This is a genomic window from Acinetobacter sp. SCLZS86 (genome assembly GCF_021560715.1).
GTDB classification, from domain to species: domain Bacteria; phylum Pseudomonadota; class Gammaproteobacteria; order Pseudomonadales; family Moraxellaceae; genus Acinetobacter; species Acinetobacter towneri_A.
In genome coordinates this window covers 3,037,654-3,057,754 of the sequence record NZ_CP090864.1, presented here as the reverse complement: position 1 = coordinate 3,057,754, position 20,101 = coordinate 3,037,654, and the positions used below count along the sequence as shown (strand labels likewise).

The 20,101-nt window shown below is 43.0% G+C and carries 25 protein-coding genes; 6 read left to right on the top strand and 19 right to left on the bottom strand.

The genetic code is table 11. The annotated features are described in order from the left end of the window. The first annotated feature begins 40 nt into the window (after window positions 1-40). Complete coding sequence (locus LZP46_RS14675; RefSeq protein WP_236095230.1) at window positions 41-607, top strand: phosphorylase family protein; 567 nt, start codon at window positions 41-43, stop codon at window positions 605-607. Between the two features lie 80 nt (window positions 608-687). Here the strand turns inward: LZP46_RS14675 and LZP46_RS14670 are convergent, their stop codons facing one another. The 9 genes from LZP46_RS14670 to ubiG all read right to left on the bottom strand — a co-directional run bounded on the left by LZP46_RS14670 (window position 688) and on the right by ubiG (window position 7,687). Beyond that, window positions 688-1,365, bottom strand: a complete 678-nt coding sequence (locus tag LZP46_RS14670) for a TetR family transcriptional regulator C-terminal domain-containing protein (protein ID WP_236094266.1) — start codon at window positions 1,363-1,365, stop codon at window positions 688-690. Between the two features lie 419 nt (window positions 1,366-1,784). Next, window positions 1,785-3,131 carry an amino-acid N-acetyltransferase gene (gene argA / locus LZP46_RS14665; RefSeq protein WP_236094265.1) on the bottom strand — a complete coding sequence of 449 codons (1,347 nt, stop codon included), beginning with the start codon at window positions 3,129-3,131 and terminating at the stop codon, window positions 1,785-1,787. Between the two features lie 145 nt (window positions 3,132-3,276). After that, the gene (locus LZP46_RS14660; RefSeq protein ID WP_236094264.1) at window positions 3,277-3,660 is read right to left on the bottom strand and encodes an RcnB family protein; all 384 of its coding nucleotides are present in this window, start codon (window positions 3,658-3,660) and stop codon (window positions 3,277-3,279) included. 231 nt (window positions 3,661-3,891) lie between these two features. Beyond that, entirely contained in the window at window positions 3,892-4,281 is a 390-nt protein-coding gene (locus LZP46_RS14655) for an RcnB family protein (RefSeq protein WP_180005848.1), read from the bottom strand. Window positions 4,282-4,527: 246 nt separating this feature from the next. Continuing rightward, window positions 4,528-4,683, bottom strand: a complete 156-nt coding sequence (locus LZP46_RS14650; RefSeq protein ID WP_167562410.1) for a hypothetical protein — start codon at window positions 4,681-4,683, stop codon at window positions 4,528-4,530. Window positions 4,684-4,812: 129 nt separating this feature from the next. Further along, window positions 4,813-5,232: a hypothetical protein gene (locus tag LZP46_RS14645; protein ID WP_026438096.1), complete on the bottom strand. Its 420-nt coding sequence runs from the start codon at window positions 5,230-5,232 to the stop codon at window positions 4,813-4,815. A gap of 206 nt (window positions 5,233-5,438) precedes the next feature. Beyond that, window positions 5,439-6,185 carry a YciK family oxidoreductase gene (locus LZP46_RS14640; protein ID WP_236094263.1) on the bottom strand — a complete coding sequence of 249 codons (747 nt, stop codon included), beginning with the start codon at window positions 6,183-6,185 and terminating at the stop codon, window positions 5,439-5,441. A gap of 81 nt (window positions 6,186-6,266) precedes the next feature. Further along, window positions 6,267-6,974, bottom strand: coding sequence for an HAD family hydrolase (locus tag LZP46_RS14635; RefSeq protein ID WP_236094262.1), 708 nt, complete (start codon window positions 6,972-6,974; stop codon window positions 6,267-6,269). Then, entirely contained in the window at window positions 6,971-7,687 is a 717-nt protein-coding gene (ubiG, locus tag LZP46_RS14630) for a bifunctional 2-polyprenyl-6-hydroxyphenol methylase/3-demethylubiquinol 3-O-methyltransferase UbiG (protein WP_236094261.1), read from the bottom strand. The genes LZP46_RS14635 and ubiG overlap by 4 nt, the downstream gene beginning before the upstream one ends. Window positions 7,688-7,868: 181 nt before the next feature. On the opposite strand from ubiG, the gene LZP46_RS14625 reads away from it, so the two are divergent. Further along, the gene (locus LZP46_RS14625) at window positions 7,869-8,489 is read left to right on the top strand and encodes a thiol:disulfide interchange protein DsbA/DsbL (protein ID WP_004974070.1); all 621 of its coding nucleotides are present in this window, start codon (window positions 7,869-7,871) and stop codon (window positions 8,487-8,489) included. A 114-nt stretch (window positions 8,490-8,603) separates the two neighbouring features. Here the strand turns inward: LZP46_RS14625 and LZP46_RS14620 are convergent, their stop codons facing one another. Next, window positions 8,604-9,260, bottom strand: coding sequence for a TetR family transcriptional regulator (locus LZP46_RS14620; protein WP_236094260.1), 657 nt, complete (start codon window positions 9,258-9,260; stop codon window positions 8,604-8,606). Window positions 9,261-9,463: 203 nt separating this feature from the next. On the opposite strand from LZP46_RS14620, the gene rph reads away from it, so the two are divergent. Both rph and LZP46_RS14610 read left to right on the top strand, forming a co-directional pair. Next, window positions 9,464-10,180 carry a ribonuclease PH gene (gene rph, locus LZP46_RS14615; RefSeq protein WP_019837013.1) on the top strand — a complete coding sequence of 239 codons (717 nt, stop codon included), beginning with the start codon at window positions 9,464-9,466 and terminating at the stop codon, window positions 10,178-10,180. Between the two features lie 162 nt (window positions 10,181-10,342). Next, entirely contained in the window at window positions 10,343-10,522 is a 180-nt protein-coding gene (locus LZP46_RS14610) for a hypothetical protein (RefSeq protein WP_236094259.1), read from the top strand. Between the two features lie 61 nt (window positions 10,523-10,583). Here the strand turns inward: LZP46_RS14610 and nadC are convergent, their stop codons facing one another. Then, entirely contained in the window at window positions 10,584-11,429 is an 846-nt protein-coding gene (gene nadC, locus LZP46_RS14605) for a carboxylating nicotinate-nucleotide diphosphorylase (protein ID WP_236094258.1), read from the bottom strand. A 176-nt stretch (window positions 11,430-11,605) separates the two neighbouring features. Between nadC and ampD the strand changes: the two genes are divergently transcribed. Both ampD and murJ read left to right on the top strand, forming a co-directional pair. Then, entirely contained in the window at window positions 11,606-12,205 is a 600-nt protein-coding gene (ampD, locus tag LZP46_RS14600) for a 1,6-anhydro-N-acetylmuramyl-L-alanine amidase AmpD (RefSeq protein WP_236094257.1), read from the top strand. 50 nt (window positions 12,206-12,255) lie between these two features. After that, complete coding sequence (gene murJ / locus LZP46_RS14595) at window positions 12,256-13,806, top strand: murein biosynthesis integral membrane protein MurJ (RefSeq protein ID WP_236094256.1); 1,551 nt, start codon at window positions 12,256-12,258, stop codon at window positions 13,804-13,806. Between the two features lie 107 nt (window positions 13,807-13,913). Here the strand turns inward: murJ and LZP46_RS14590 are convergent, their stop codons facing one another. The 8 genes from LZP46_RS14590 to LZP46_RS14555 all read right to left on the bottom strand — a co-directional run bounded on the left by LZP46_RS14590 (window position 13,914) and on the right by LZP46_RS14555 (window position 20,049). Further along, a complete protein-coding gene (locus LZP46_RS14590) occupies window positions 13,914-14,603 on the bottom strand; it encodes an FKBP-type peptidyl-prolyl cis-trans isomerase (RefSeq protein ID WP_168417642.1) in 690 nt (229 codons plus the stop codon). A gap of 56 nt (window positions 14,604-14,659) precedes the next feature. Then, complete coding sequence (locus LZP46_RS14585) at window positions 14,660-15,364, bottom strand: FKBP-type peptidyl-prolyl cis-trans isomerase (RefSeq protein ID WP_236094255.1); 705 nt, start codon at window positions 15,362-15,364, stop codon at window positions 14,660-14,662. A 554-nt stretch (window positions 15,365-15,918) separates the two neighbouring features. Beyond that, on the bottom strand, window positions 15,919-16,941 hold the full coding sequence (ahr, locus tag LZP46_RS14580) for an NADPH-dependent aldehyde reductase Ahr (protein ID WP_019838049.1): 1,023 nt from the start codon (window positions 16,939-16,941) through the stop codon (window positions 15,919-15,921). 94 nt (window positions 16,942-17,035) lie between these two features. Next, window positions 17,036-17,599, bottom strand: coding sequence for a DNA-3-methyladenine glycosylase I (locus LZP46_RS14575; RefSeq protein WP_236094254.1), 564 nt, complete (start codon window positions 17,597-17,599; stop codon window positions 17,036-17,038). 52 nt (window positions 17,600-17,651) lie between these two features. Then, window positions 17,652-17,897, bottom strand: a complete 246-nt coding sequence (locus tag LZP46_RS14570) for a hypothetical protein (protein WP_236094253.1) — start codon at window positions 17,895-17,897, stop codon at window positions 17,652-17,654. Window positions 17,898-17,915: 18 nt separating this feature from the next. Further along, window positions 17,916-18,455, bottom strand: a complete 540-nt coding sequence (locus tag LZP46_RS14565; protein WP_236094252.1) for a M23 family metallopeptidase — start codon at window positions 18,453-18,455, stop codon at window positions 17,916-17,918. A gap of 61 nt (window positions 18,456-18,516) precedes the next feature. Beyond that, the gene (gene mutY, locus LZP46_RS14560) at window positions 18,517-19,551 is read right to left on the bottom strand and encodes an A/G-specific adenine glycosylase (RefSeq protein WP_236094251.1); all 1,035 of its coding nucleotides are present in this window, start codon (window positions 19,549-19,551) and stop codon (window positions 18,517-18,519) included. Between the two features lie 135 nt (window positions 19,552-19,686). Beyond that, entirely contained in the window at window positions 19,687-20,049 is a 363-nt protein-coding gene (locus tag LZP46_RS14555; RefSeq protein ID WP_236094250.1) for an HIT family protein, read from the bottom strand. Between the last annotated feature and the right edge of the window lie 52 nt (window positions 20,050-20,101).

Here is a 20,101-nt window from a genome sequence, read left to right as displayed (position 1 = left end):
CTAATGGGGCAGTTTTAATGAACTGCACGAGTAGATGGCTATGAATTCTGATTTTGCTTTAATTATGGCATTGCCCAGTGAGTCTAAAGGCTTGTTTGAGCAAGCAGGGATTCAGGTGCATTACAGCGGCATTGGTAAAGTGAATGCTGCATTTAAAGCCTTTGAAGTGATTCAAAAGACAGGCTGTAAAACTTTATTGAATTTAGGCACTGCGGGCAGCTCCCATTTTGATGCACATGCTTTGGTGGAGGTGAGTCAGTTTGTGCAGCGGGATATGGATGTTTCACCGTTGGGTTTTCAGGTGGGGGTGACGCCTATGGATCAGGAGCATCCTGCAGAAATTCATCTGGAACGCTATTTTGAGCATTTACCAAGTGGAATTTGCGGTACAGGCGATAGTTTTGAAACGGGTACACCTAAAGTACCGTGTCAGTTGGTCGATATGGAAGGCTATGCGATTGCCAAAGTCTGTAAAAAACTAGGCGTGCGCATGTTGTCGGTCAAATATATTACCGATGGTGCCAATGATACAGCGCATTTAGATTGGGAAGAAAACTTGTTGCTAGGCGCACAAAAACTATTATCTTTGTATCAAAGTGTTAAGTAATACAGTTGCCCAAAACGCCACGACCCGAGTAAAAACTAGGGTCGTGAGCTAAATTCGGATATTTGTTCAGGTTGGCGCGATTATTCTTGCGCTTCCTGTGCTGGTTCAGCCGTGACAACAGTTGCTTCTGTAGCATTGATTTCGTCCTGACGCGGCATAATACCGTAGAGCATCATGTGAACCGTATGTTGCAAGACACGTTGCAACATGCTGCGGTTGCGCAGGGTTTTACCTGTCACCATTTCCATTTGCGTTGCAAAGTCGGCATAGTTTTGAGTAATCGCCCAAATATTCAAAATAAGCAATTCAGGATCAATCTGCTTAGAGAGTTTGCCTTGCTCTTGCCACATGGTAATGACTTTGGCTTTGCGTTTGACCAGTTTTTTCAGAGGACCTTTTAAAATTTCGTGAATATGTGGTGCACCTTGAATCACTTCTAATGCAAATAGACGTGATGCTTTGGGTTGAGTACGTGAAACCTCAATTTTTTGCAGCAGATAATTGGTGATTGCTTCATCAGGCTCGAGTTCAGCTTCGAGCATTTGCAAAGGTGCTAGCCATTTTTGCAGTACTGTGGTCAGCACTTCAACATAGAGCGCTTCTTTGTTTTCATAATAATAGAAAATATTCGACTTATGCATCTCTGCAATTTGTGCGATTTCGTCCAAACTCGCGCCACTAAATCCGTATAAAGAAAATACGTCGAGCGCGGCATTGAGAAGCTGATGGCGTTTTTGTGTACTCTTTTTTTGTTCCATTCGTAATTTTAAAACAATGAAAAAAGGGAATTATTTATTGTACGGCAAATCATCAGGCTTGTGCATCTTTTAAAGATGTATTTGTAAAATATTTTTAGTTTATTCTGTAGTTTAGCTATTCAATCCGTTAAAAGCATAGTTACAGAGGGGGAGTATCTTGCTTTTGTATTTCCTGACTGAATGAATAAGTTTTTTGAATTTTTTATATAAATGATAAAAGTAAAGTTTCTTCCTGCCTTGCATCAATTTTATTTAAAAAAACTAAACAGTGGTGTGGATGTTGCCAATTTTGATCATCCCTACACCGTCGTGCTGACAGGTATAGGTGTGATGACCTGATTTAATCGGCAGCATGTTCCACGTGAAACATCTTTGGGTTTTGGTTGTGCTGTATTATTTAACCTGTCAAAAAACCTCACTTAGAGCCGTTTTTTACACACAATTGAGTTGCGTTGATAGTTATATAAAGCCTGACGTGCATCGGGTAAATCATCGACACTGGCAGGTGCAAAACCCTGTTCTAAAAACCAGTGTGCGGTGCGGGTGGTTAAAATAAATAATTGCTGAAAGCCCATGGCTTTGGCTTTATCTTCTAAATAATCCAAAATTTGGCGACCACGGTTCGATTTACGATAAGCAGGATGTACCGCAACACAGGCAATTTCAGCCGACTTGAGTTCATGACCTGTGGTTGGAATAGGATACAGAGCGGCACAGGCGAGAATCATGCCGTCACGTTCAATCACTGCAAATTGGCCAATTTCATTTTCCAGACGTTCACGTGAGCGATATACCAATACACCTTCTTCTTCTAAAGGACGTAATAAACGAATCAAACCACCCACATCCTGAATATTGGCCATGCGCACCTCTTCATAGTGTGCATCACTCACCATTGTCCCTGAACCATCGCGGGTAAACAGTTCTTCGAGTAAAGCCCCATCGTAAGCATAAGAAATCAAATGCACACGATGAACGCCGTTGAGTGAAGCTTCTTGTGCTGCATTTAAATGCAAAGCCAATTCAGGCTGATGTCGCTGAGCATCTTCAATATAGGGATTTAAATGTTGAGGATGAACTTCACGTTGCAATTGACCTTCGGCATTTTGTAAGCCGTGCTGCGCGCCTAAGAAAATCAGTTTGTCGGCTTTTAATTGAATGGCAGTTTTAGTCGCCACTTCTTCGGCTAACAAGTTAAATACTTCACCTGTGCTGGAATAACCTGTCGGACCGAGCAGCACAATATTATGATTTTCTAAATGGCGTTGAATAGCATCGGCATCTACCGTGCGGACTTCGCCAGTCAGTTGATAATCGACCCCATCACGAATGCCATACGGTTTGGCGGTAATAAAATTGCCCGAAACCACATCAATCCGTGCGCCGTACATCGGGGAGTTCGCTAACCCCATCGACAATAAAGCTTCAATTTGCAGGCGAATTGAACCAACAGCATTCATGACACAAGATAAAGATTCACGGGTGGTGACACGACGTTGCAAATGAAACGGTGTATCGATTTGGCTGGATTCTAAGTTTTGATTAATTTGTGGACGAGCACCATGTACCAAAATTAAACGAATACCAAGCGAGTGCAGCAGGGCAATATCGTGAATAATGTGCTGAAAGTTTTCATGCAAAACTGCTTCGCCATCGAACATAATGACAAAGGTTTTATTGCGGTGGGCATTGATATAAGGCGCAGAATGTCTAAACCAATGCACATATTGTAAGGTTGTGCTGTGCGGGTTTTCAGTCGGAGTCATTCGTTGGCCTGCTGTAATGGTCGATGGTGCTGTCTTTGATTCTAATCAAAAAATTCTATAGCGGAAGTCTAAATATAAAAAAACACCTGAATGGTGCTTCAGGTGTTGTGGAGAAATGCTATTTTTCAGCTCAGGCTGAACGGTTTTAGCCAATGATACGAATAATACGCTGGGTACGTTCATTAATCAGCACATAGTCACCGTTGATTTTATACCACTGCTGATAACGTCCTGTGTTCGGTAAACGACGTGCTTCACGATCACTGACTTTGTAGCGGTTCGCGTCATATGCACGTGGGAGGTTTTGACCTACACGCCAGTCACGACTTGGATTTACCCGTTTTTGATCATAACGCTTTTGTTCCCACTGTGTAGGATGACGTGGATTGTCCCAATGCTTGTCCTGATGTTTGTATGCTGCACTTGCTTGATGACGACGATCATCATAACGATGATCGGGTGCTGCCATAGCCGATGTTGCCATGATTGCGCTTAAAGACAGTGCTAAGATGCTGAGTAATTTGTTCATGTGATTTACCTTCAGTTTTAAATATGGGGTTGATGTGTCCAAATTAATCAAATACTCAAGATAAACGATGGTGGAAATAGAGGTGAATTGTGAATTTTATGGAGAAAACTAGGAGAGCCTGAGCGGGATATTTCACAGCAATGTGATGAGTGTGGGACATCACTCTATAAAAAAAGCCCAAAGAGGTCTTTGGGCTATGTATTTAGAGCTTGTGTACGCGTAACAGTAGATCTATAAACCTGCGATACGTAAAATATGGTGATTTTCGACATCGACCAAAATGTAGTCTTGGTTAATTTTGTACCATTGCTGTTTGCGTTCAGGGCGGGGCAAGTTATGTTCCTGATAATCGACTTTATAACCATTGCCACGATAATGCTGCGGCATGACATAACCCGTTTGCCATTTATGTTGCTGTAAGCGTTTCACACCACGTTCTTCACGCATGCGGCGTTTGTCTTGCATGCGCTCTTCTGCATCGGCACGAAATTCACGTTTATTGTGTGCTTGGTTACGAGGATGGTCAGCAGAGTCTCGATCAAATTGAGGAGCGGCAGTTGCAAAATTGCTGCTTAGTAAAGCACTGAAAGACATTGCCAGAACTGTCAAAATCTTTTTCATGTAAACCCCTCATCTTTTATCTCTATTTCACAGTTCATACTTTAGCTATTAAATGCAGAGAAACTGTGAAGAAAGCACATGAATTTTTTAAATACGCATCTGCAGGATGCAGCGTGGCATTGATTCTATTATGCGACAAAATACGAAATTTAGCAGCTATTGCTTAGAAAATAGGGGCAGGATGATTTTTCTTGTGCTAAGGAAAGGATGAGGCATCACCATAGCAGCGTACTGCTATGGTCTGCTCTAGTTCCAATGTTCAGTTAAGCCTTGTAATGATTGCACAGCGATGGCAATACTTTCGGCTGTTTCACGATCATCCAAAGCCACAATTAAATGCTGACCTAATTGTAAGCTTTCAATACTTTGAATCACGGCAGTTTTACGTTGAATATCAGTCATCACAATTTACCTAATGCTTGTTGGGGAGATGCATCAAGCATAGGTGATCTATGTTAATTTGTGAAACCGTTTAATTGTATAAAATCAATCCAATAAAACGATTCATTCCACCGTTGCCGTGATTTTTGCTTAATAGGCGTAGTTTAAATCGGTGTAGTCGGTCAGTGATTTTTGAATATGTGCATTGATAAATTCGCGCACATCTTCAGTACTCATTGGTGTACCTTGTTTGGTAATCACGTGTTCAATTTCAGGTTGCCCTTCAATTTTAATACGATAAACAAAGTTTTTAACCACTTTGTAGGCATCGTCCAATTTTTCAATGCCTGTGACATAGTGGTAAGCATGTTCAAAATTAAGATCGGTATGTGAAAACACAAACTGATCAAACAGTTTGATTTTCTGACCGTTGTCGAGTGCCTGAATGTCATCTACGATGCTGGCTTCAAACTTCATGCCATATTTTTCAGAAATAGGCTGACCATCAATAAATAAAGACACCATACCATCTTCAAGTGGTGTCACGGTGATGTTGTTTAATTCAGTCATGTTTCTCTCTGCATCGTTGAGGTGAATTGAAATGTGGAAGCATGGCAATCAGGCTTTGCATTGCCAAAAATAGGCAGGATAAAAACTTGAAAATGCTTGTGTGATGCCATTTTACCGCAAATCAATGTGCAAAAATTGGCAATATGCTAGGTTAAGTCCATAAAAAAGGAAGCAAGCGCTTCCTTTCTTAGAATCAAATGACAGGACTAATCCTGTGCATCAATACTTTGACCATTCATGTGCAAGCTGTCATCGCCCATTAAATATAAATAGGCCGGCATGATGGCATCGGGTGTAGGTAAAGTTTTTGGATCTTCATTTGGATAGGCTTTGGCGCGCATGGCCGTGCGGGTCGCGCCCGGGTTAATGCAGTTGTAGCGAATATTCGGATGCACTTGCTCTTTGGCAAATAATTGACTCACTGCTTCAATTGCAATTTTAGATACCGAATAAGCACCCCAGCGTTCACGTGATTCACGACCTACACCTGAACTGGCAAACACCACTGAAGCATGTTGTGATTTCGCCAAAAGCGGCAATAATTCCTGAGTCAAGACAAATGGCGCACGTAAATTCACGGCCATGACATCATCCCAAACATCTGCAGGGTAATTGGCCAGCTCGGTGCGTTCACCTAAAATGCCCGCATTGTGCAAAATACCGTCTAAACGTCCGAATTGTTTCTCTAGAGTATCGACCAGCAACTCATAGTCACGTGGCGAAGCGCTAGACAGTTGCAGCGGTAAAATAGCAGGTTGTGGTGCACCTAAACTTTCAATTTCATCATAAATCACTTCAAGTTTATTGAGGGTACGACCATGCAGTACCACGGTTGCTCCGTGTAGTGCATAACTGAGGGCAGCCGCTCGTCCAATACCATCACCCGCACCAGTAATAAGGATAATACGATCTTTGAACAGATCGGGACGAGGTTGATATTCTGAATATTTCATGGTCATCCCTCCTATATTGATTTTTTATTGGTCATGTTTTAAAGGTGATATTCGTACTTTGACAGGTGTAATAGAACCAACTCAGGCATTGGCATTCAGGCTGTTTACTGATGTTGCGGCTTGCAGCACCAATTTATCTAAAACCGTATGTAATTCAGCGACTGAATCTACTATACAATCTGCTTGCCATGCTGTTAAGTCATCTTTGTGTTGTAACGGTAAATAACCGTAAGCGGCTAAAATCGTATACATATTGGCATTGCGACCTGCATCTATATCACGTGGATGGTCACCTACATAAATACAATCTTCTGGGGCAACTTCAATATGTTTGGCCGCCAAATACATAGGTTCTGGGTCTGGTTTAGTGTGGCTAACATCTTCAGGGCAGACCAAAACTGCACAGCGTTCAGTTAAATTCAGTGCTTTGAGTAAGGCTTCGCTAAGCCAGCGTGGTTTATTGGTCACAATGCCCCACGGAATTTGACGCTGTTCTAACGCTTCAAGCAGGGGATACATGCCTTCAAACAGATCAGTTTCGACTGCAATATCTGCGCCGTATAGATCTAAAAAACGCTGTCGATGGGCCAGAAATACAGGGTCATCTACCTCAAGTTCTGGATAGACCAGTTTGACCATTGCCCGTGCACCTTCAGATACCTGTGTGCGAATGGCTTCTGCTGCCACAATCTCACAGCCTTTATCGCGGCACATGTCTTGAATGATGCGAATAAAATCTGCAGCGGTATCAATTAAGGTGCCATCGAGGTCAAATAAAACCGCCTTCATTCCGTTGCCTCATTGACCGTGTAGACCATGTAGTTCACATCCACATTTGGTGCTAACCAATAGCGCTTGGTCAGTGGGTTGTAGTGTAAGCCCGTCATATCTTTTAGTTTTAAGCCTGCTTGGCGGATGTCATGCGCCAATTCAGATGGTTTAATAAATTTATGATAATCGTGTGTGCCTTTGGCCAGCATGCGCAGCACGTATTCTGCCCCAATAATGGCAAATAGGTATGATTTAGGGTTGCGGTTAATGGTGGAGAAGAATACATGACCACCTGGCTTGACCAGCTTTTGGCAGGCTTGAATAATTGAGGCAGGGTCGGGTACGTGCTCTAACATTTCCATACAGGTCACCACGTCGTATTGACCAGCTTGCTCATTAGCCAGTTGCTCAACAGGAATTTGGCGATATTCAATATTGTGTACACCTTCTTGTTCTGCATGCAGGCGTGCCACATTTAAAGGTGCTTCGCCCATATCGATTCCAAGCACATTGGCACCGCGACGCGCCATGCTTTCAGCCAAAATACCGCCACCGCAGCCGACATCCAGTACTTTTTTGCCTGCCAAGCCGCCTGCGTGTTCATCAATCCAGTTTAAGCGCAGTGGATTAATCATGTGCAGGGGACGGAACTCGGAATGCTGATCCCACCATATGGCAGCAAATGCTTCAAATTTGGCAATTTCTTGTGGATCAACATTCAAATGCGACATGGGTGTCACCTCAATTGGGTCGTGATGATTGGAAAAATAGATATAAATCCTAGTGTAGCGTTAATTCTAAAAAAAGCGATAAAAGCTGTAAAAAAGTTCACAGAAGGAAAACGAAATCGGCATAATTGATTTATAGTGTTGCCATACACTAAACAGAATGATTTAGAGGATTATAAACGCAATGAAAAAATTCCTTTTAGGTAGTTTGGCAACTGCCATCTTTGCTATTTCTGGTAGCACTATGGCTGCAAATTTTGTAGCAGGTAAAGATTATAGCGTTGTCGCTAACCCAGGTAAGGTCGATGTACCGGGTAAAATTGAAGTGCGTGAGTTCTTTTGGTATGGCTGTGGTCACTGCTTTACTTTAGAACCATATATGCAAACATGGTTACGCCAGTTACCTAAAGATGTGAATTTTGTGCGTACTCCTGCGGCTATGAACCCTGTTTGGGAAATGAATGCGCGTGGTTATTATGTGTCTGAAGCTTTGGGTGTGCGCAAGAAAACTCACTTGCCACTTTTCCATGCCATTCATGACAAAGGCCAGCAAATTTTTGACCAGCAATCACAGGCTAAATTCTTTGTGAAATATGGTGTACCTGAAGCGAAATTTAACAGTATGTTTAACTCGTTTGCGATCACCTCTAAAATTTCACAAGCTAAACAATTGGCGCGTCAGTACCAATTGACGGGTGTGCCTGCGGTAGTGGTAAATGGTAAATACATTGTGCAAGGCGATAACGGCAAAGTGATTCAAGTAGTCAACTACTTGGTTGATCAAGAGCGTAAAGCCAAGAAATAAGCAGATGCAATAACAAGATGATGCAATGCTGAATCAGCAGCACATCGTTACAAACCGCAATGATTGCAATGTCATTGCGGTTTTTTTAATGCAGGTTAAAAGCCTGTTGTATGTTTAATCTGCAACAGGCTGTGGACGTTGCCAGTGATAAACGCCACGAAATAATAAATGTACTTGGGTAATGGTTTGTTGAATAAAACGCTGCTGTTGTTCAGGTAATTTTTCGGCTTCAAATTGGCGTTCTAAACCAATCCAGCTCATTGCCCAATTTAATAATAAATTAATTAAAATATTGGCCAGAATGTGCAAGTCTTCAGTATGCTGAAAATGTTGTACACTTTCGACCCGTTGTAACTCATTGGCTAAGTCTTCAATTAAAAAATCAATTTCACGGGCAATCGCTTGGCGTAAAATGGTCGAACCGCCCCAGCGTTCGGAAACTAAAAAAATCCATTGTTGTGGGTGATGATCGACCGATTTAAAAAACAGGGTCAGTGCCGTTTCGGTCTGTGCATTGGGTTGGTACAAATAAGCTTGACCCAATTGATACAAAATCCCTTTAATGTGCAAGGCAACTTGATCGACCAAATCTAGCCCCAATTCATCCATATCTTGAAAATGCCGATAAAACGCGGTGGGCACGAGTCCAATCTGTCGTGAAATTTCTCGTAAGCTAATGCTACTAAATGAACGCCCTGCGCTGCTGAGGTGTAGCACTGCATCAAAAATTGCCTGACGACTTTGTTGTTTTCGTTCTTCCCGAATCGACATTGTATTTCCTGATTCTGCCAGTGCCACGCAGTCTAACAAAAACCTGTGTTTCAGGATAATACTAAAAGATGAATGAAGCTACCTTATAAAAATACAGGCAAAATTTACCGAAACAGAACACGACAAGCTTTGGATAAGCGACCTGCGCGGTGGCATCTGTTATACTTGCGGGCAATTTATTTGAGTCAAAAATAGGACACATTATGCGTATTGACCAACGAGCTTTAGATCAATTACGTGAGGTAAAAATTACCCGTAACTATACTCGCTATGCTGAAGGTTCAGTGTTGGTAGAGTTTGGTCATACCAAAGTTTTGTGTACTGCAAGTATTGATAACTCTGTACCGCGTTTTTTAAAAGGGCAGGGACAAGGTTGGGTAACTGCAGAATATGGCATGTTGCCACGTTCAACGCATACCCGTAGTGACCGTGAAGCGGCACGTGGTAAACAAAGCGGGCGTACACAGGAAATTCAGCGCTTAATTGGTCGTAGCTTACGTGCTATGGTTGATTTGAAAAAACTGGGCGAAAACACTATTACTATTGACTGCGATGTGATTCAGGCCGATGGTGGTACGCGTACGGCAGCCATTACAGGTGCAGCAGTAGCGTTGATTGATGCCATGAATGTGTTGCTAGAAAAGAAAAAAATTAAGCATGATCCATTAAAGGGTTTAGTGGCTGCAATTTCTGTAGGTATATACCAAGACCAAGTGTTATTGGATTTGTGCTATGAAGAAGATTCCAATTGCCAGACCGATTTAAACGTGGTGATGACCCAAGCAGGTGAATTTATTGAAATTCAGGGGACTGCTGAAGATAAGCCGTTTACTCGCGAGCAGTGCAATGCCATGTTAGAAATGGCAGAAAAAGGCATTCAGGAATTGGTGAAAAAACAGCAGCAGGCTTTGGGTTGGTAAGCCAAGTTTTCTAAGATTGTACCACTGATTTAAACGCATCTTCGGATGCGTTTTTTTATGGATGCGCTTGAATCATGTCAGGAGGGCTGAATCAAAATTATACAATACCGATGCGTGGATTCTTTTAAGATGATCAAAAATGTTTAAAACAGGAAGATGCCCATGAAATTACTGATTATTTTGATGTCTGCCATGATGTTGCTACTGACCGCATGTGATTCACGTTCAGAACGTGAAAATGAAGACAATCGTAGTGTACTCGGTCAAGCTTCCGACAACGACAACGACAACGACAACGACAACGACAACGACAACGACAACGACAACGAAGATGATGATTGAGTAGAAATTCAGGCATAAAAAAGGAGGCAAGTTTGCCTCCTGAATTTCAACTTATCTAAGTTTAAGCATTGAAACGCATTGATAAATCCACAGCTTTGACGTCTTTGGTTAAAACACCCATCGAAATATAATCTACCCCTGTGCTGGCCACTTCACGTAAATTTTCAATGGTGATGTTGCCTGACGCTTCAAGTTTGCAGCGACCTGCTACATGCTGAACAGCCTCAATCATTTGTTGCTGGCTAAAGTTATCCAACATTACAATATCGGCATTGGCTTCAAGGGCTTGATTCAGTTCATCCCAAGTTTCCACTTCAACTTCTACAGGTTTGCCCGGGGCAATGGCATGTGCTTTGGCAATCGCCTGAGTAATGCCACCTGCAGCCATAATGTGATTTTCTTTAATCAAAAAGGCATCAAACAAGCCTAAACGATGGTTTTGTCCACCACCGACAGTCACGGCATATTTTTGTGCAATGCGTAAACCCGGTAAGGTTTTACGGGTATCTAACAGTTTGGTGTTTAAGCCTTCGAGTTGTTGTACATAGGCCGCAGTTTTGGTCGCAACAGCAGACAGGGTTTGCACAAAATTCAATGCAGGGCGCTCTACGGTTAACAGGCTGCGTGCAGAACCTGCCAATTTCAAAAATGCTTCATTGGCAGCAACTCGATCTCCATCATTTTTTAACCACGTGACTTGCACATTGGCATCGTATGCTTGAATCAGGGCATTTACCCACGGTTGACCTGCCAAAATCATATCTTCACGGCTAATAATGGTGGCAGTGGCCTGCTCATCTTCAGGGGTCAATAATGCGGTAATATCACCATCGCCAATATCTTCTTGCAGCGCTTGCTGAATATTGATTCGGATGGATTGTTCAAGCAAAGCTGGAGAGATGCTCATAAGATTTTCCGTGTCGATCTTGCCCATGAAAATTGCGCGTTATATTAACACTGTTCTGCGTCTGGATGTGTTTTTTAGCCATGTTCGGGTGTAATTTATGATGTTCATTGTCATGGCTTGGCATTAAACTGAAATAGACTTCTATTTTTCTATTCTAATTGCTTGAGGGTTGCCTTATGCAGCATGAGCCGTCGTTTCAGGTGGTTGAGGGTCAATTACAAGGGGCAAGACAAGTCCCATCTCCGAATTTCAACGCACGTCCGACTGACCAAGAGATTCAATTGCTGGTCATTCACAATATTAGTTTGCCGCCGTCACAATTTGGTGGCGGTTATATTGAGCAATTTTTTCAAAATCAGCTGGATTGGTCGCAGCATCCTTATTTTCAGACTATTCAGGGCATGCAGGTTTCGGCACATTTGCTGATTTTAAGAACAGGCGAGGTACTGCAATTTGTTAATTTTGCATATCGGGCGTGGCATGCGGGGCGTTCTAGTTATTTGGCACAGCCTGAATGTAATGACTATTCGATAGGTATTGAGCTGGAAGGCAGTGACGATTTACCTTTTGAAGAGGTACAGTATGCACGTTTGGTACAAGTGGTGCAGGCCTTGCAACAGGCGTATCCACGTATTCAACAGCATATTGCAGGACATTCCGATATTGCACCGGGACGTAAAACTGATCCGGGGCCGTATTTTGACTGGCAGTATTTTCGTGAACAGTTATCTCAAGCTAAAGCTTCGACATCACAGGAAAAATTGATCAATCAATAACAAAACTTTGTTGATGCTTTGATTACAATAGCGACTAAATTTTTAATTGGGTGGTAACGATGGCGCTTTGGCGATCGACCTTTATTGTCAGTGCAATGACCATGCTGTCACGGGTGCTAGGATTAGTCCGTGATGTGGTGTTGTTGAATGTGTTTGGTGCAGGTAAAGATTTCGATACCTTTGTGGTGGCGTTTCGCATTCCGAACTTTTTCAGGCGCTTGTTTGCCGAAGGGGCATTTTCGCAGGCTTTTATTCCTGTATTGACCGAATATAAAACCAGCCGCACCCATGCCGAAGTACAAATTTTAATTAGTCGGGTTTTTGGCTGTCTAATGACGGTAATGACAGGGCTTACCTTTGCCGCCATGGTGGCTGCGCCTGCGGTGATGTATATCTACGCACCGGGTTTCCATAGCGACCCTGCTAAATTTGCTTTGGCGACAGATATGTTCCGCCTGACCATTCCTTATTTGTTGTTTATGTCGCTGACGGCATTTGCCAGCAGTATTTTGAATAGCTATGGCTCATTTACCACGCCTGCCTTTGCACCTGTATTGCTGAATGTGGCGATGATTGCAGGTGCATTATGGCTTACTCCGTACATGGCAGAGCCAATTATGGCACTGGGTTGGGCGGTGATTATTGCGGGGGCTTTACAACTTGCGATTCAAATTCCAGAACTATGGCGTAAAAAGCTGCTGATTCCCCCTAAAGTTGATTTCAAGCATGAAGGGGTGGATCGGATTATGAAGCTGATGCTGCCTGCTTTATTTGGGGTATCGGTCACGCAAATTAACCTGCTACTCAACACCATTTGGGCATCTTTTATGCAGGATGGTTCGGTGTCGTGGTTGTATAGTGCGGAACGTATGACAGAGCTGCCACTGGGCTTAATTGGTGTAGCGATTGGGACGGTCATTTTACCGTCACTGTCTGCGCGTCATGCAGAACAAAATATGGATAAATTCCGCGGCATGATGGACTGGGCTGCACGGGTGATTATTTTGGTAGGTGTCCCTGCCAGTATTGCACTGTTTATGTTATCAACGCCTATTATCCAAGCCTTGTTTGAGCGTGGTCAGTTTAGTTTTAAAGATACGCAAATGACCGCTTTGGCCTTGCAATGTATGAGTGCAGGGGTGATTTCATTCATGCTGATTAAAGTCTTTGCACCGGGTTTTTATGCACAGCAAGACACCAAAACACCAGTACGTGTGGGTTTAATGGCTGTGGCTGCCAATGCGATTTTAAACGTGGTGTTTATTGGCTTCTTTAAACTGATTGACTGGCAAGCTGAACACATGGCATTGGCATTGGCATCATCAGGTTCAGCGTTGGTGAATGCAGGCATGTTGTATTTCTATTTGCATCAACGCAAGATTTTCCGTTTTGGTGCGCACTGGAAAAAACTTATTCTGCAATTTTCCGTTGCCAATGCGGTGATGATTGCGGCGTTGTGGTATGCCTTAACTTGGTATAACGGGGATGTATCACAATGGATGCGTGTGGCTGAAGTGACTGCACTATGTGTAGTGGGTGTGCTGGCATATGCGATTGGTTTATTGGCAACAGGCTTTAGACCACGTCATTTAAAACCATAAATACAGAAATCGCTGTTGAATGCATCCCAAACATCAAAGTAAAAAAATACCGCAATTTAAATTGCGGTATTTTTCTCTCAGCGCTTGATCAAAAGTGTGAGTGGTGATTATTTTAAAATCTCTAAGAGTTCCACATCAAAAATAAGCGTGCTGTTTGGCTCAATGGCATCACCTGAGCCAATTTGACCGTAGGCCAATGCAGCAGGAATGAAGAAGCGGTATTTGGCACCGACTTTCATTAGCTGTAAACCTTCAGTCCAGCCCTGAATGACTTGACTCACCTGAAATTCAGCAGCCTGATCACGAGCAATGGAGCTGTCAAATACCGTACCATCAATTAGGCGACCTTCATAATGCACTTTGACAGTCGAGGTGGCTTTTGGTGATTTACCTGCACCCGCTTGTAAGACTTGATATTGCAAGCCAGACTTAGTGACTTTTACCCCTGCCTTTTTTGCATTGTTACTTAAAAAGGCTTGCCCAATTTTTGCATTGGCATCGGCTACTTTTTTTAGTTCAATCAGTTGTTTGGCTTCGGCTTGTTTTCTAAATTGGGTTAAAACCCGCGCCATTTCTTCATCGCTCAGACTGGCAGGCTGGTCTTGGGTAGCCATTTTTAAGCCTGTCATAAAGGCTTCTAAATCAATATCTTTTAGCGTTTCCGCATTACTGCGCCCCATTAAATAACCAAAGCTATAACCGACCTGATCTGCAACAGGACTTTTATTAGTTACGGTTTTGGCAAAACCACTGCTACTGAGTAGCGCAATACACACAAGGGCAAGGTGTTTTTTCATTCTTTACGTCCTAAGACCATACAGGAGAGCCAAGCTCTCCTGAAAGGGTGATGTTGTTATTTCACTTCAATCAGTTCAACATCAAAAATTAAAGTGCTGTTGGCAGGAATCATGCCGGGTACACCTTGTTCGCCGTAGCCCAGTTTTGATGGAATATACAACGTAGCTTTACCACCTTCTTTCATCAGCTGTAAACCTTCAGTCCAGCCTGGAATGACTTGATTCAGAGGGAATTCAATTGGCTCACCACGTTGCACTGAGCTGTCAAATACTTTGCCATCGACCAGTTTACCCGTGTAGTGCACTTTGACCACAGAGCTTGCCGTAGGTTGTTTACCTGTACCTTCTTTAACGACTTGATATTGCAAACCTGAAGCTGTGGTTTGTACGCCTGCTTTTTTGCCATTTTCAGTTAAGAATGAATCACTGGCTGTTTGTGCAGCTTGCGCTTGAGTGGCTTGTTTTTGTTGCAACTCTTGCTGAAATTGCTCATAAGCTTTTTGTAATTCTTCTTCGGTGTAGGCAGGTTGTTTACGCGCATGACCTTCACGCACACCTGTTACAAAGCTGTTGATGTCTAGCTCTGGTGGGGTTTGATGTGCCACTTCATAACCCAAAGCGTAGCTGATTTTTTCAACCGCAGAAGCATTTGCCGACGCTTTAGAGGTCGCCACTGCTGGGTTTTGAGAGGCATAATAAACAGGAACAAGTGCAGCACCGCCTAAAATTACAGCAACAGCGATGGGTAAGGCTTTACTCATAGGTTTTCTCAAATTCATTTTATAGTTAAAAAAGCAGCATTCATCTTAGCAGACTTTTTCACAGACTTTTCTATTTTGATACCTGCGTTGAAGCAGGTATCGATTCAACTTTTTAATATATGCTGCTTACGCAGTTTATTCTATAACAGACTGAATATCTAAAACATTTTTTATACATAAATCTTATCAATTCAGGATTCGCTGTGAGCAAATTAAGAAAACTCTGATTTAGTTTGAGCTGCAGGAAAATTTTTATTGTAATCGTAAAATGATTAAGACAGCGTTCTGTGGGCTTGTCGTCCAATAATTGGATTAACCTTCGGTTCGACCCACTTTTGTTTCGGCAAAAGTGGGCAAAACCATTGTCATCCACAAAACCTGTTTAATGCTTGTATCCCTTTCATTATTTCGCAAAAACAATAATGGTCTAATGCTACGCAGGTTGTGGATGACATTTCCGAGTATCTTCATGTTATCTAGGTTTTTAGATGAGCGGTTTTACCTAAATAAAGAGAGACATAAATATATTTGACTATCCTGATTTAACTTAAAAATCAGTCAAAGTCGGCCTTTAACACCACCCGATAGCGTGCCTTGCCCTGATGCAAATGTTCAATTGCCTGATTGATTTGTGACATCGGAAAAACTTCCACCTGTGGGGCAATCTGTTTGCGTGCGGCAAATTGTAGTAATTGACGCAGCGCTGCAGGCGAACCTGTCGATGAACCAGTAACCGATTTTGCACCGCCAATTAAGCTACCCGCCTTAATTTGCATGGGTTCTAGCGCTACACCTAGCATGTGAATAGTGCCATGTGGTGCAAGCGTACTTAAATAAGCATTCCAGTCCAAGCTTACGTTTACCGTACTTAAAATCAGGTCAAACTTGCCACGCTGGGTTTTAAGGGCAGCAGCATCACGGCTGTTCACTACATGGTATGCACCCATAGCCAGTAATTCTGCGGTTTTGTCTGGATTGGAACTGAACGCCGTAATTTCACAGCCCCATGCTTTTAATAATTTGATGGCGATATGCCCCAAGCCACCAATACCAATCACCGCAACATGATGTACTGCCTGAATTTGATGTTTCAAGATCGGATCAAATACGGTAATTCCACCACAGAGCAAAGGCCCTGCACTGACAGGATCGACCTCATCGGGTAATGGAATGACCCACTGCCAACCTGCACGGACTTTATCGGCAAAACCACCTGCATGTCCCACAATGGTTGCGGTGGTGCCATTGCTGCACAGCACTTGTTCGCCTGCAATACAGGCATCGCAGTGTTGGCAACTGTCTGCAGTCCAGCCAATGCCTACACGTTGCCCCACGGTTAAGCCTTTGGCTTCACTGCCCAATTGAGTAATCGTGCCAATAATTTCATGTCCTGCCACCACAGGATATACTGAGGAATGCCAGTCATTTTGAATGACTGAAAGATCGGAATGGCATAAGCCACAATATTCGACTTTGACTTCTACCTGATGCGCCTGCAGTTCACCCGCATCAAATTGATAGGCTTGCAGGGCTTCACCTGCCTGCATTGCGGCATAGGCTCGAATGGTATTACTCATATTGCACCGTCCTTGTCATAAGGCTGACTGTATTGATTGGTGATCTTGCTATTATGGGTTGAGCAGTTTTGAATACTAAAGCTTGGATGTTGCTTTAAGATGTTGTTTTAAAGTGACAGTGATTTTCATGATCATCGACCATGCCTACAGCTTGCATAAAAGCATAGCAGGTGGTCGGGCCTACAAATTTAAAACCATTTTTCTTTAGGGCTTTCGACATGGCAACACTGGCGTTGGTTTGTGCAGGTGCAAGACGATAGTCAGGCACATCATTCCTAAAAGGTCGCTGTGCGACAAAATCCCAAAGCCAAGTCACGACGTTTATATCGGTGTCTTTTAGTTTTTGCCATGCACGTGCGTTGTCACGAATCGCTTGTAATTTACCTCGATGTCGAATCAATCCAGCATCTTGTAATTTGAGCGTAAGATCGTCATCACTGAATGCGGCAATTTCAGTAATGCTGTATTGGAAAAAATGCTGACGATACGCTTCACGTTTTTTCAATACAGTAATCCAAGACAAACCTGCTTGTTGTCCTTCCAAACACAGCATTTCAAATAAATGCGCTTCGGTAAATACAGCTTGTCCCCACTCTAAATCATGATAGGCCATATAGAGTGGATCATCGGAACACCAACCACAGCGTTGTATCGTCATGGGTCATGCTCCTTGTTGAATAGATAGCTAAATAGATATAAATGGGAAGGACTTAAAGCTGAAAAGCTGCCCATTGGTCATGTTGGTTATCCCAGTAATATAGTTCTGCCTGTTGCAGATCGTGAAAGGAAATCCAGTTGTCTTTACCGACTTTATCTGAATAACCTGTGCTGATGAGCAGGGCATCTTCAGTAATTTCCATGACCCAGCCTTGGTGGACTTGTCCTGTCAACACAATTTTTTGTTGATTGCCAGATTCTGCAAATTCCACCAATCGATTTATCAAGGCTTCAGACATGAAATGTTCCTAACAAAATTAACGTAAATAAGGATAAGGATTGACCGCGCCGCGTCCTTTACCATTTAAATAAAGTCCGTAATGCAAATGTGCGGCAGTGTGTCGGGCGTTGCCTGTATTGCCGACATAGCCAATATGCGTTCCTGCCTTGACATAATCGCCCACGTTTAAACCGCGTTTGTGTCCATCTAAGTGTGCATAATAATGCCAAGTGCCTGCAGGCCCTAATATCCAAATTACTTTACCACCTAAGCGATTATCGCGTAAGTCTGCAATTAAACCTTCTGTGGCGCTATACACTTTGCTGCCTTTCGGAGCAATGATGTCGATGCCTTCATGTAAACGTCCGCGACTACGAGATGCGCCCCAAGTGTCATTCAATTGATGCGCTTTAATGCCCTGTACTGGAATGGGTAAGCGAGTTTTTAAACTCATTTGATTGAGTTTTTGCACCAAGGCAGGCGGGAGTGGGGTACTGGGACGTTTCGGTGTAGAACTACAGGCCGCAATCAATAAAGTGAAGAGTGATAGGCTTAAAACAGCAATCCATCGAAACATAAGACATCCTTGTAATGGCAGTGAAAAGCAAAAATTTCATTCATCACGATGCTTGACTATGTCATAAATTGATTGCCGAGATCAATTTTTTCATGGCGGTTGGAATGCCTAAATCGCTGGCGTGTTCTGGACTATGCCATTCTCCATTCAGTTCAATTGCCAAGTGTTCTTTTAAATCAGCATCGATCTGAAAACAAAGAGCTTCAAGCTGCCAAGTGAAATGGGTAAAGCTATGCGAAATCTGTGCACGTTGCTTTACGTGTTTAAGGCTCAAGCTTTGACACAGTTGTTCAAAAGCTTTTGCATCTTCAATGACAGGCAAACACCAGAGTCCACCCCAAAGTCCTGTATGAGAACGTTGTTGCCACAACCATTGATCAGCACATTGCAGCACCAAGACGTGTGCAGCTTTAACAGGCACAGTTTTTTTCGGTTTTTTAAAGGGCAATTCCTGTTCTAAACCTTGTTGATGTGCTTTGCAGTGTTGTTGCATCGGGCAATATAAGCACAGTGGTTTTTTGGGGGTACAAATGGTGGCACCCAAATCCATAATAGCTTGTGTATAGTCGTGATTACGCACTTCGGGGCAGAGTTGTTCTGCCAGTTGCCACATGGCACGTTCATGCACAGGTTTAGATAAATCGTCTTCAATAGCAAAAAAACGTGCCAACACCCGTTTGACGTTGCCATCCATAATCACGCCGTATTGGCGTAAACCCAGCGACATCATGGCACCGCCCGTAGAGCGACCAATGCCCGGCAAAGCCATCCACTGTTCTAGTGTGTTTGGAAAATATCCTTGTTGAGCCACAATGGCTGCTGCTTTGTGCAAGTTACGGGCGCGGGCGTAATAGCCTAAACCTGCCCAATATGGTGCAACTTCATCCCAAGTTGCGCGTCCTAAATCTTGCACTGTCGGAAAGCGCTGCAAAAAACGCTCAAAATATTGCAATACGGTTTTGACCTGAGTTTGTTGCAGCATTATTTCAGACACCCACACCGCATAAGGATCATCTGCGACTTGCCACGGCAGGTCATGGCGTCCGTGTTGATCGAACCATGTGAGGAGAGCATCGGAAAATGAAAAAGCAGTCATGCGAACCCAGTTTGTAAAGTAGCGGCTTAGTATAGCCAAACTGGCGTGGGAATTACGTGCATAAAAAAGAAGATGAGCGTGCATCTTCTTCTTTAGGTTTGGTTTCACTTGGTTTGGGATAAAACGAGTCGTGGTTTAAATTTGACCGCTCATGCCCCAACGGTTATCCAGTTTTAAGGTCTGACCTTCATAACGCGGAATAATGTGGATGTGTAAATGCTCAGATTTGGCATCGAATACATCGCCATCATTAAAACCCACATGGAAACCCGCAGGCTGATGACGTAATTGCAACTCATTGCGCGCCAATTCTAATAAAGACAATAAACTTTTACGTTCTTTGTCTGTAATGTCAAAAAAAGAACCCACATGACGTAGCGGAATGATTACGCAATGTCCTTTAGAGAGGGCATTGGGTTCAGGCAAAATCACCCCAAATTCATTTTTTGCCAAAACATCGTAATCATCATAATTGCAATAAGGGCATTGCTCAGTCATTGTTATATCCTCTTCTTTAAAATTTTCTTGGCTTGCGTTGAGTATATGCTGC

What these genes read in the sequence shown, in the direction of transcription:
- LZP46_RS14675 (WP_236095230.1), top strand. Translation starts at nt 41, where the DNA reads ATGAATTCTGATTTTGCTTTAATTATGGCATTGCCCAGTGAGTCTAAA.
- LZP46_RS14670 (WP_236094266.1), bottom strand. Translation starts at nt 1,365, where the DNA reads ATGGAACAAAAAAAGAGTACACAAAAACGCCATCAGCTTCTCAATGCC.
- argA (WP_236094265.1), bottom strand. Translation starts at nt 3,131, where the DNA reads ATGACTCCGACTGAAAACCCGCACAGCACAACCTTACAATATGTGCAT.
- LZP46_RS14660 (WP_236094264.1), bottom strand. Translation starts at nt 3,660, where the DNA reads ATGAACAAATTACTCAGCATCTTAGCACTGTCTTTAAGCGCAATCATG.
- LZP46_RS14655 (WP_180005848.1), bottom strand. Translation starts at nt 4,281, where the DNA reads ATGAAAAAGATTTTGACAGTTCTGGCAATGTCTTTCAGTGCTTTACTA.
- LZP46_RS14650 (WP_167562410.1), bottom strand. Translation starts at nt 4,683, where the DNA reads ATGACTGATATTCAACGTAAAACTGCCGTGATTCAAAGTATTGAAAGC.
- LZP46_RS14645 (WP_026438096.1), bottom strand. Translation starts at nt 5,232, where the DNA reads ATGACTGAATTAAACAACATCACCGTGACACCACTTGAAGATGGTATG.
- LZP46_RS14640 (WP_236094263.1), bottom strand. Translation starts at nt 6,185, where the DNA reads ATGAAATATTCAGAATATCAACCTCGTCCCGATCTGTTCAAAGATCGT.
- LZP46_RS14635 (WP_236094262.1), bottom strand. Translation starts at nt 6,974, where the DNA reads ATGAAGGCGGTTTTATTTGACCTCGATGGCACCTTAATTGATACCGCT.
- ubiG (WP_236094261.1), bottom strand. Translation starts at nt 7,687, where the DNA reads ATGTCGCATTTGAATGTTGATCCACAAGAAATTGCCAAATTTGAAGCA.
- LZP46_RS14625 (WP_004974070.1), top strand. Translation starts at nt 7,869, where the DNA reads ATGAAAAAATTCCTTTTAGGTAGTTTGGCAACTGCCATCTTTGCTATT.
- LZP46_RS14620 (WP_236094260.1), bottom strand. Translation starts at nt 9,260, where the DNA reads ATGTCGATTCGGGAAGAACGAAAACAACAAAGTCGTCAGGCAATTTTT.
- rph (WP_019837013.1), top strand. Translation starts at nt 9,464, where the DNA reads ATGCGTATTGACCAACGAGCTTTAGATCAATTACGTGAGGTAAAAATT.
- LZP46_RS14610 (WP_236094259.1), top strand. Translation starts at nt 10,343, where the DNA reads ATGAAATTACTGATTATTTTGATGTCTGCCATGATGTTGCTACTGACC.
- nadC (WP_236094258.1), bottom strand. Translation starts at nt 11,429, where the DNA reads ATGAGCATCTCTCCAGCTTTGCTTGAACAATCCATCCGAATCAATATT.
- ampD (WP_236094257.1), top strand. Translation starts at nt 11,606, where the DNA reads ATGCAGCATGAGCCGTCGTTTCAGGTGGTTGAGGGTCAATTACAAGGG.
- LZP46_RS14590 (WP_168417642.1), bottom strand. Translation starts at nt 14,603, where the DNA reads ATGAAAAAACACCTTGCCCTTGTGTGTATTGCGCTACTCAGTAGCAGT.
- LZP46_RS14585 (WP_236094255.1), bottom strand. Translation starts at nt 15,364, where the DNA reads ATGAGTAAAGCCTTACCCATCGCTGTTGCTGTAATTTTAGGCGGTGCT.
- ahr (WP_019838049.1), bottom strand. Translation starts at nt 16,941, where the DNA reads ATGAGTAATACCATTCGAGCCTATGCCGCAATGCAGGCAGGTGAAGCC.
- LZP46_RS14575 (WP_236094254.1), bottom strand. Translation starts at nt 17,599, where the DNA reads ATGACGATACAACGCTGTGGTTGGTGTTCCGATGATCCACTCTATATG.
- LZP46_RS14570 (WP_236094253.1), bottom strand. Translation starts at nt 17,897, where the DNA reads ATGTCTGAAGCCTTGATAAATCGATTGGTGGAATTTGCAGAATCTGGC.
- LZP46_RS14565 (WP_236094252.1), bottom strand. Translation starts at nt 18,455, where the DNA reads ATGTTTCGATGGATTGCTGTTTTAAGCCTATCACTCTTCACTTTATTG.
- mutY (WP_236094251.1), bottom strand. Translation starts at nt 19,551, where the DNA reads ATGACTGCTTTTTCATTTTCCGATGCTCTCCTCACATGGTTCGATCAA.
- LZP46_RS14555 (WP_236094250.1), bottom strand. Translation starts at nt 20,049, where the DNA reads ATGACTGAGCAATGCCCTTATTGCAATTATGATGATTACGATGTTTTG.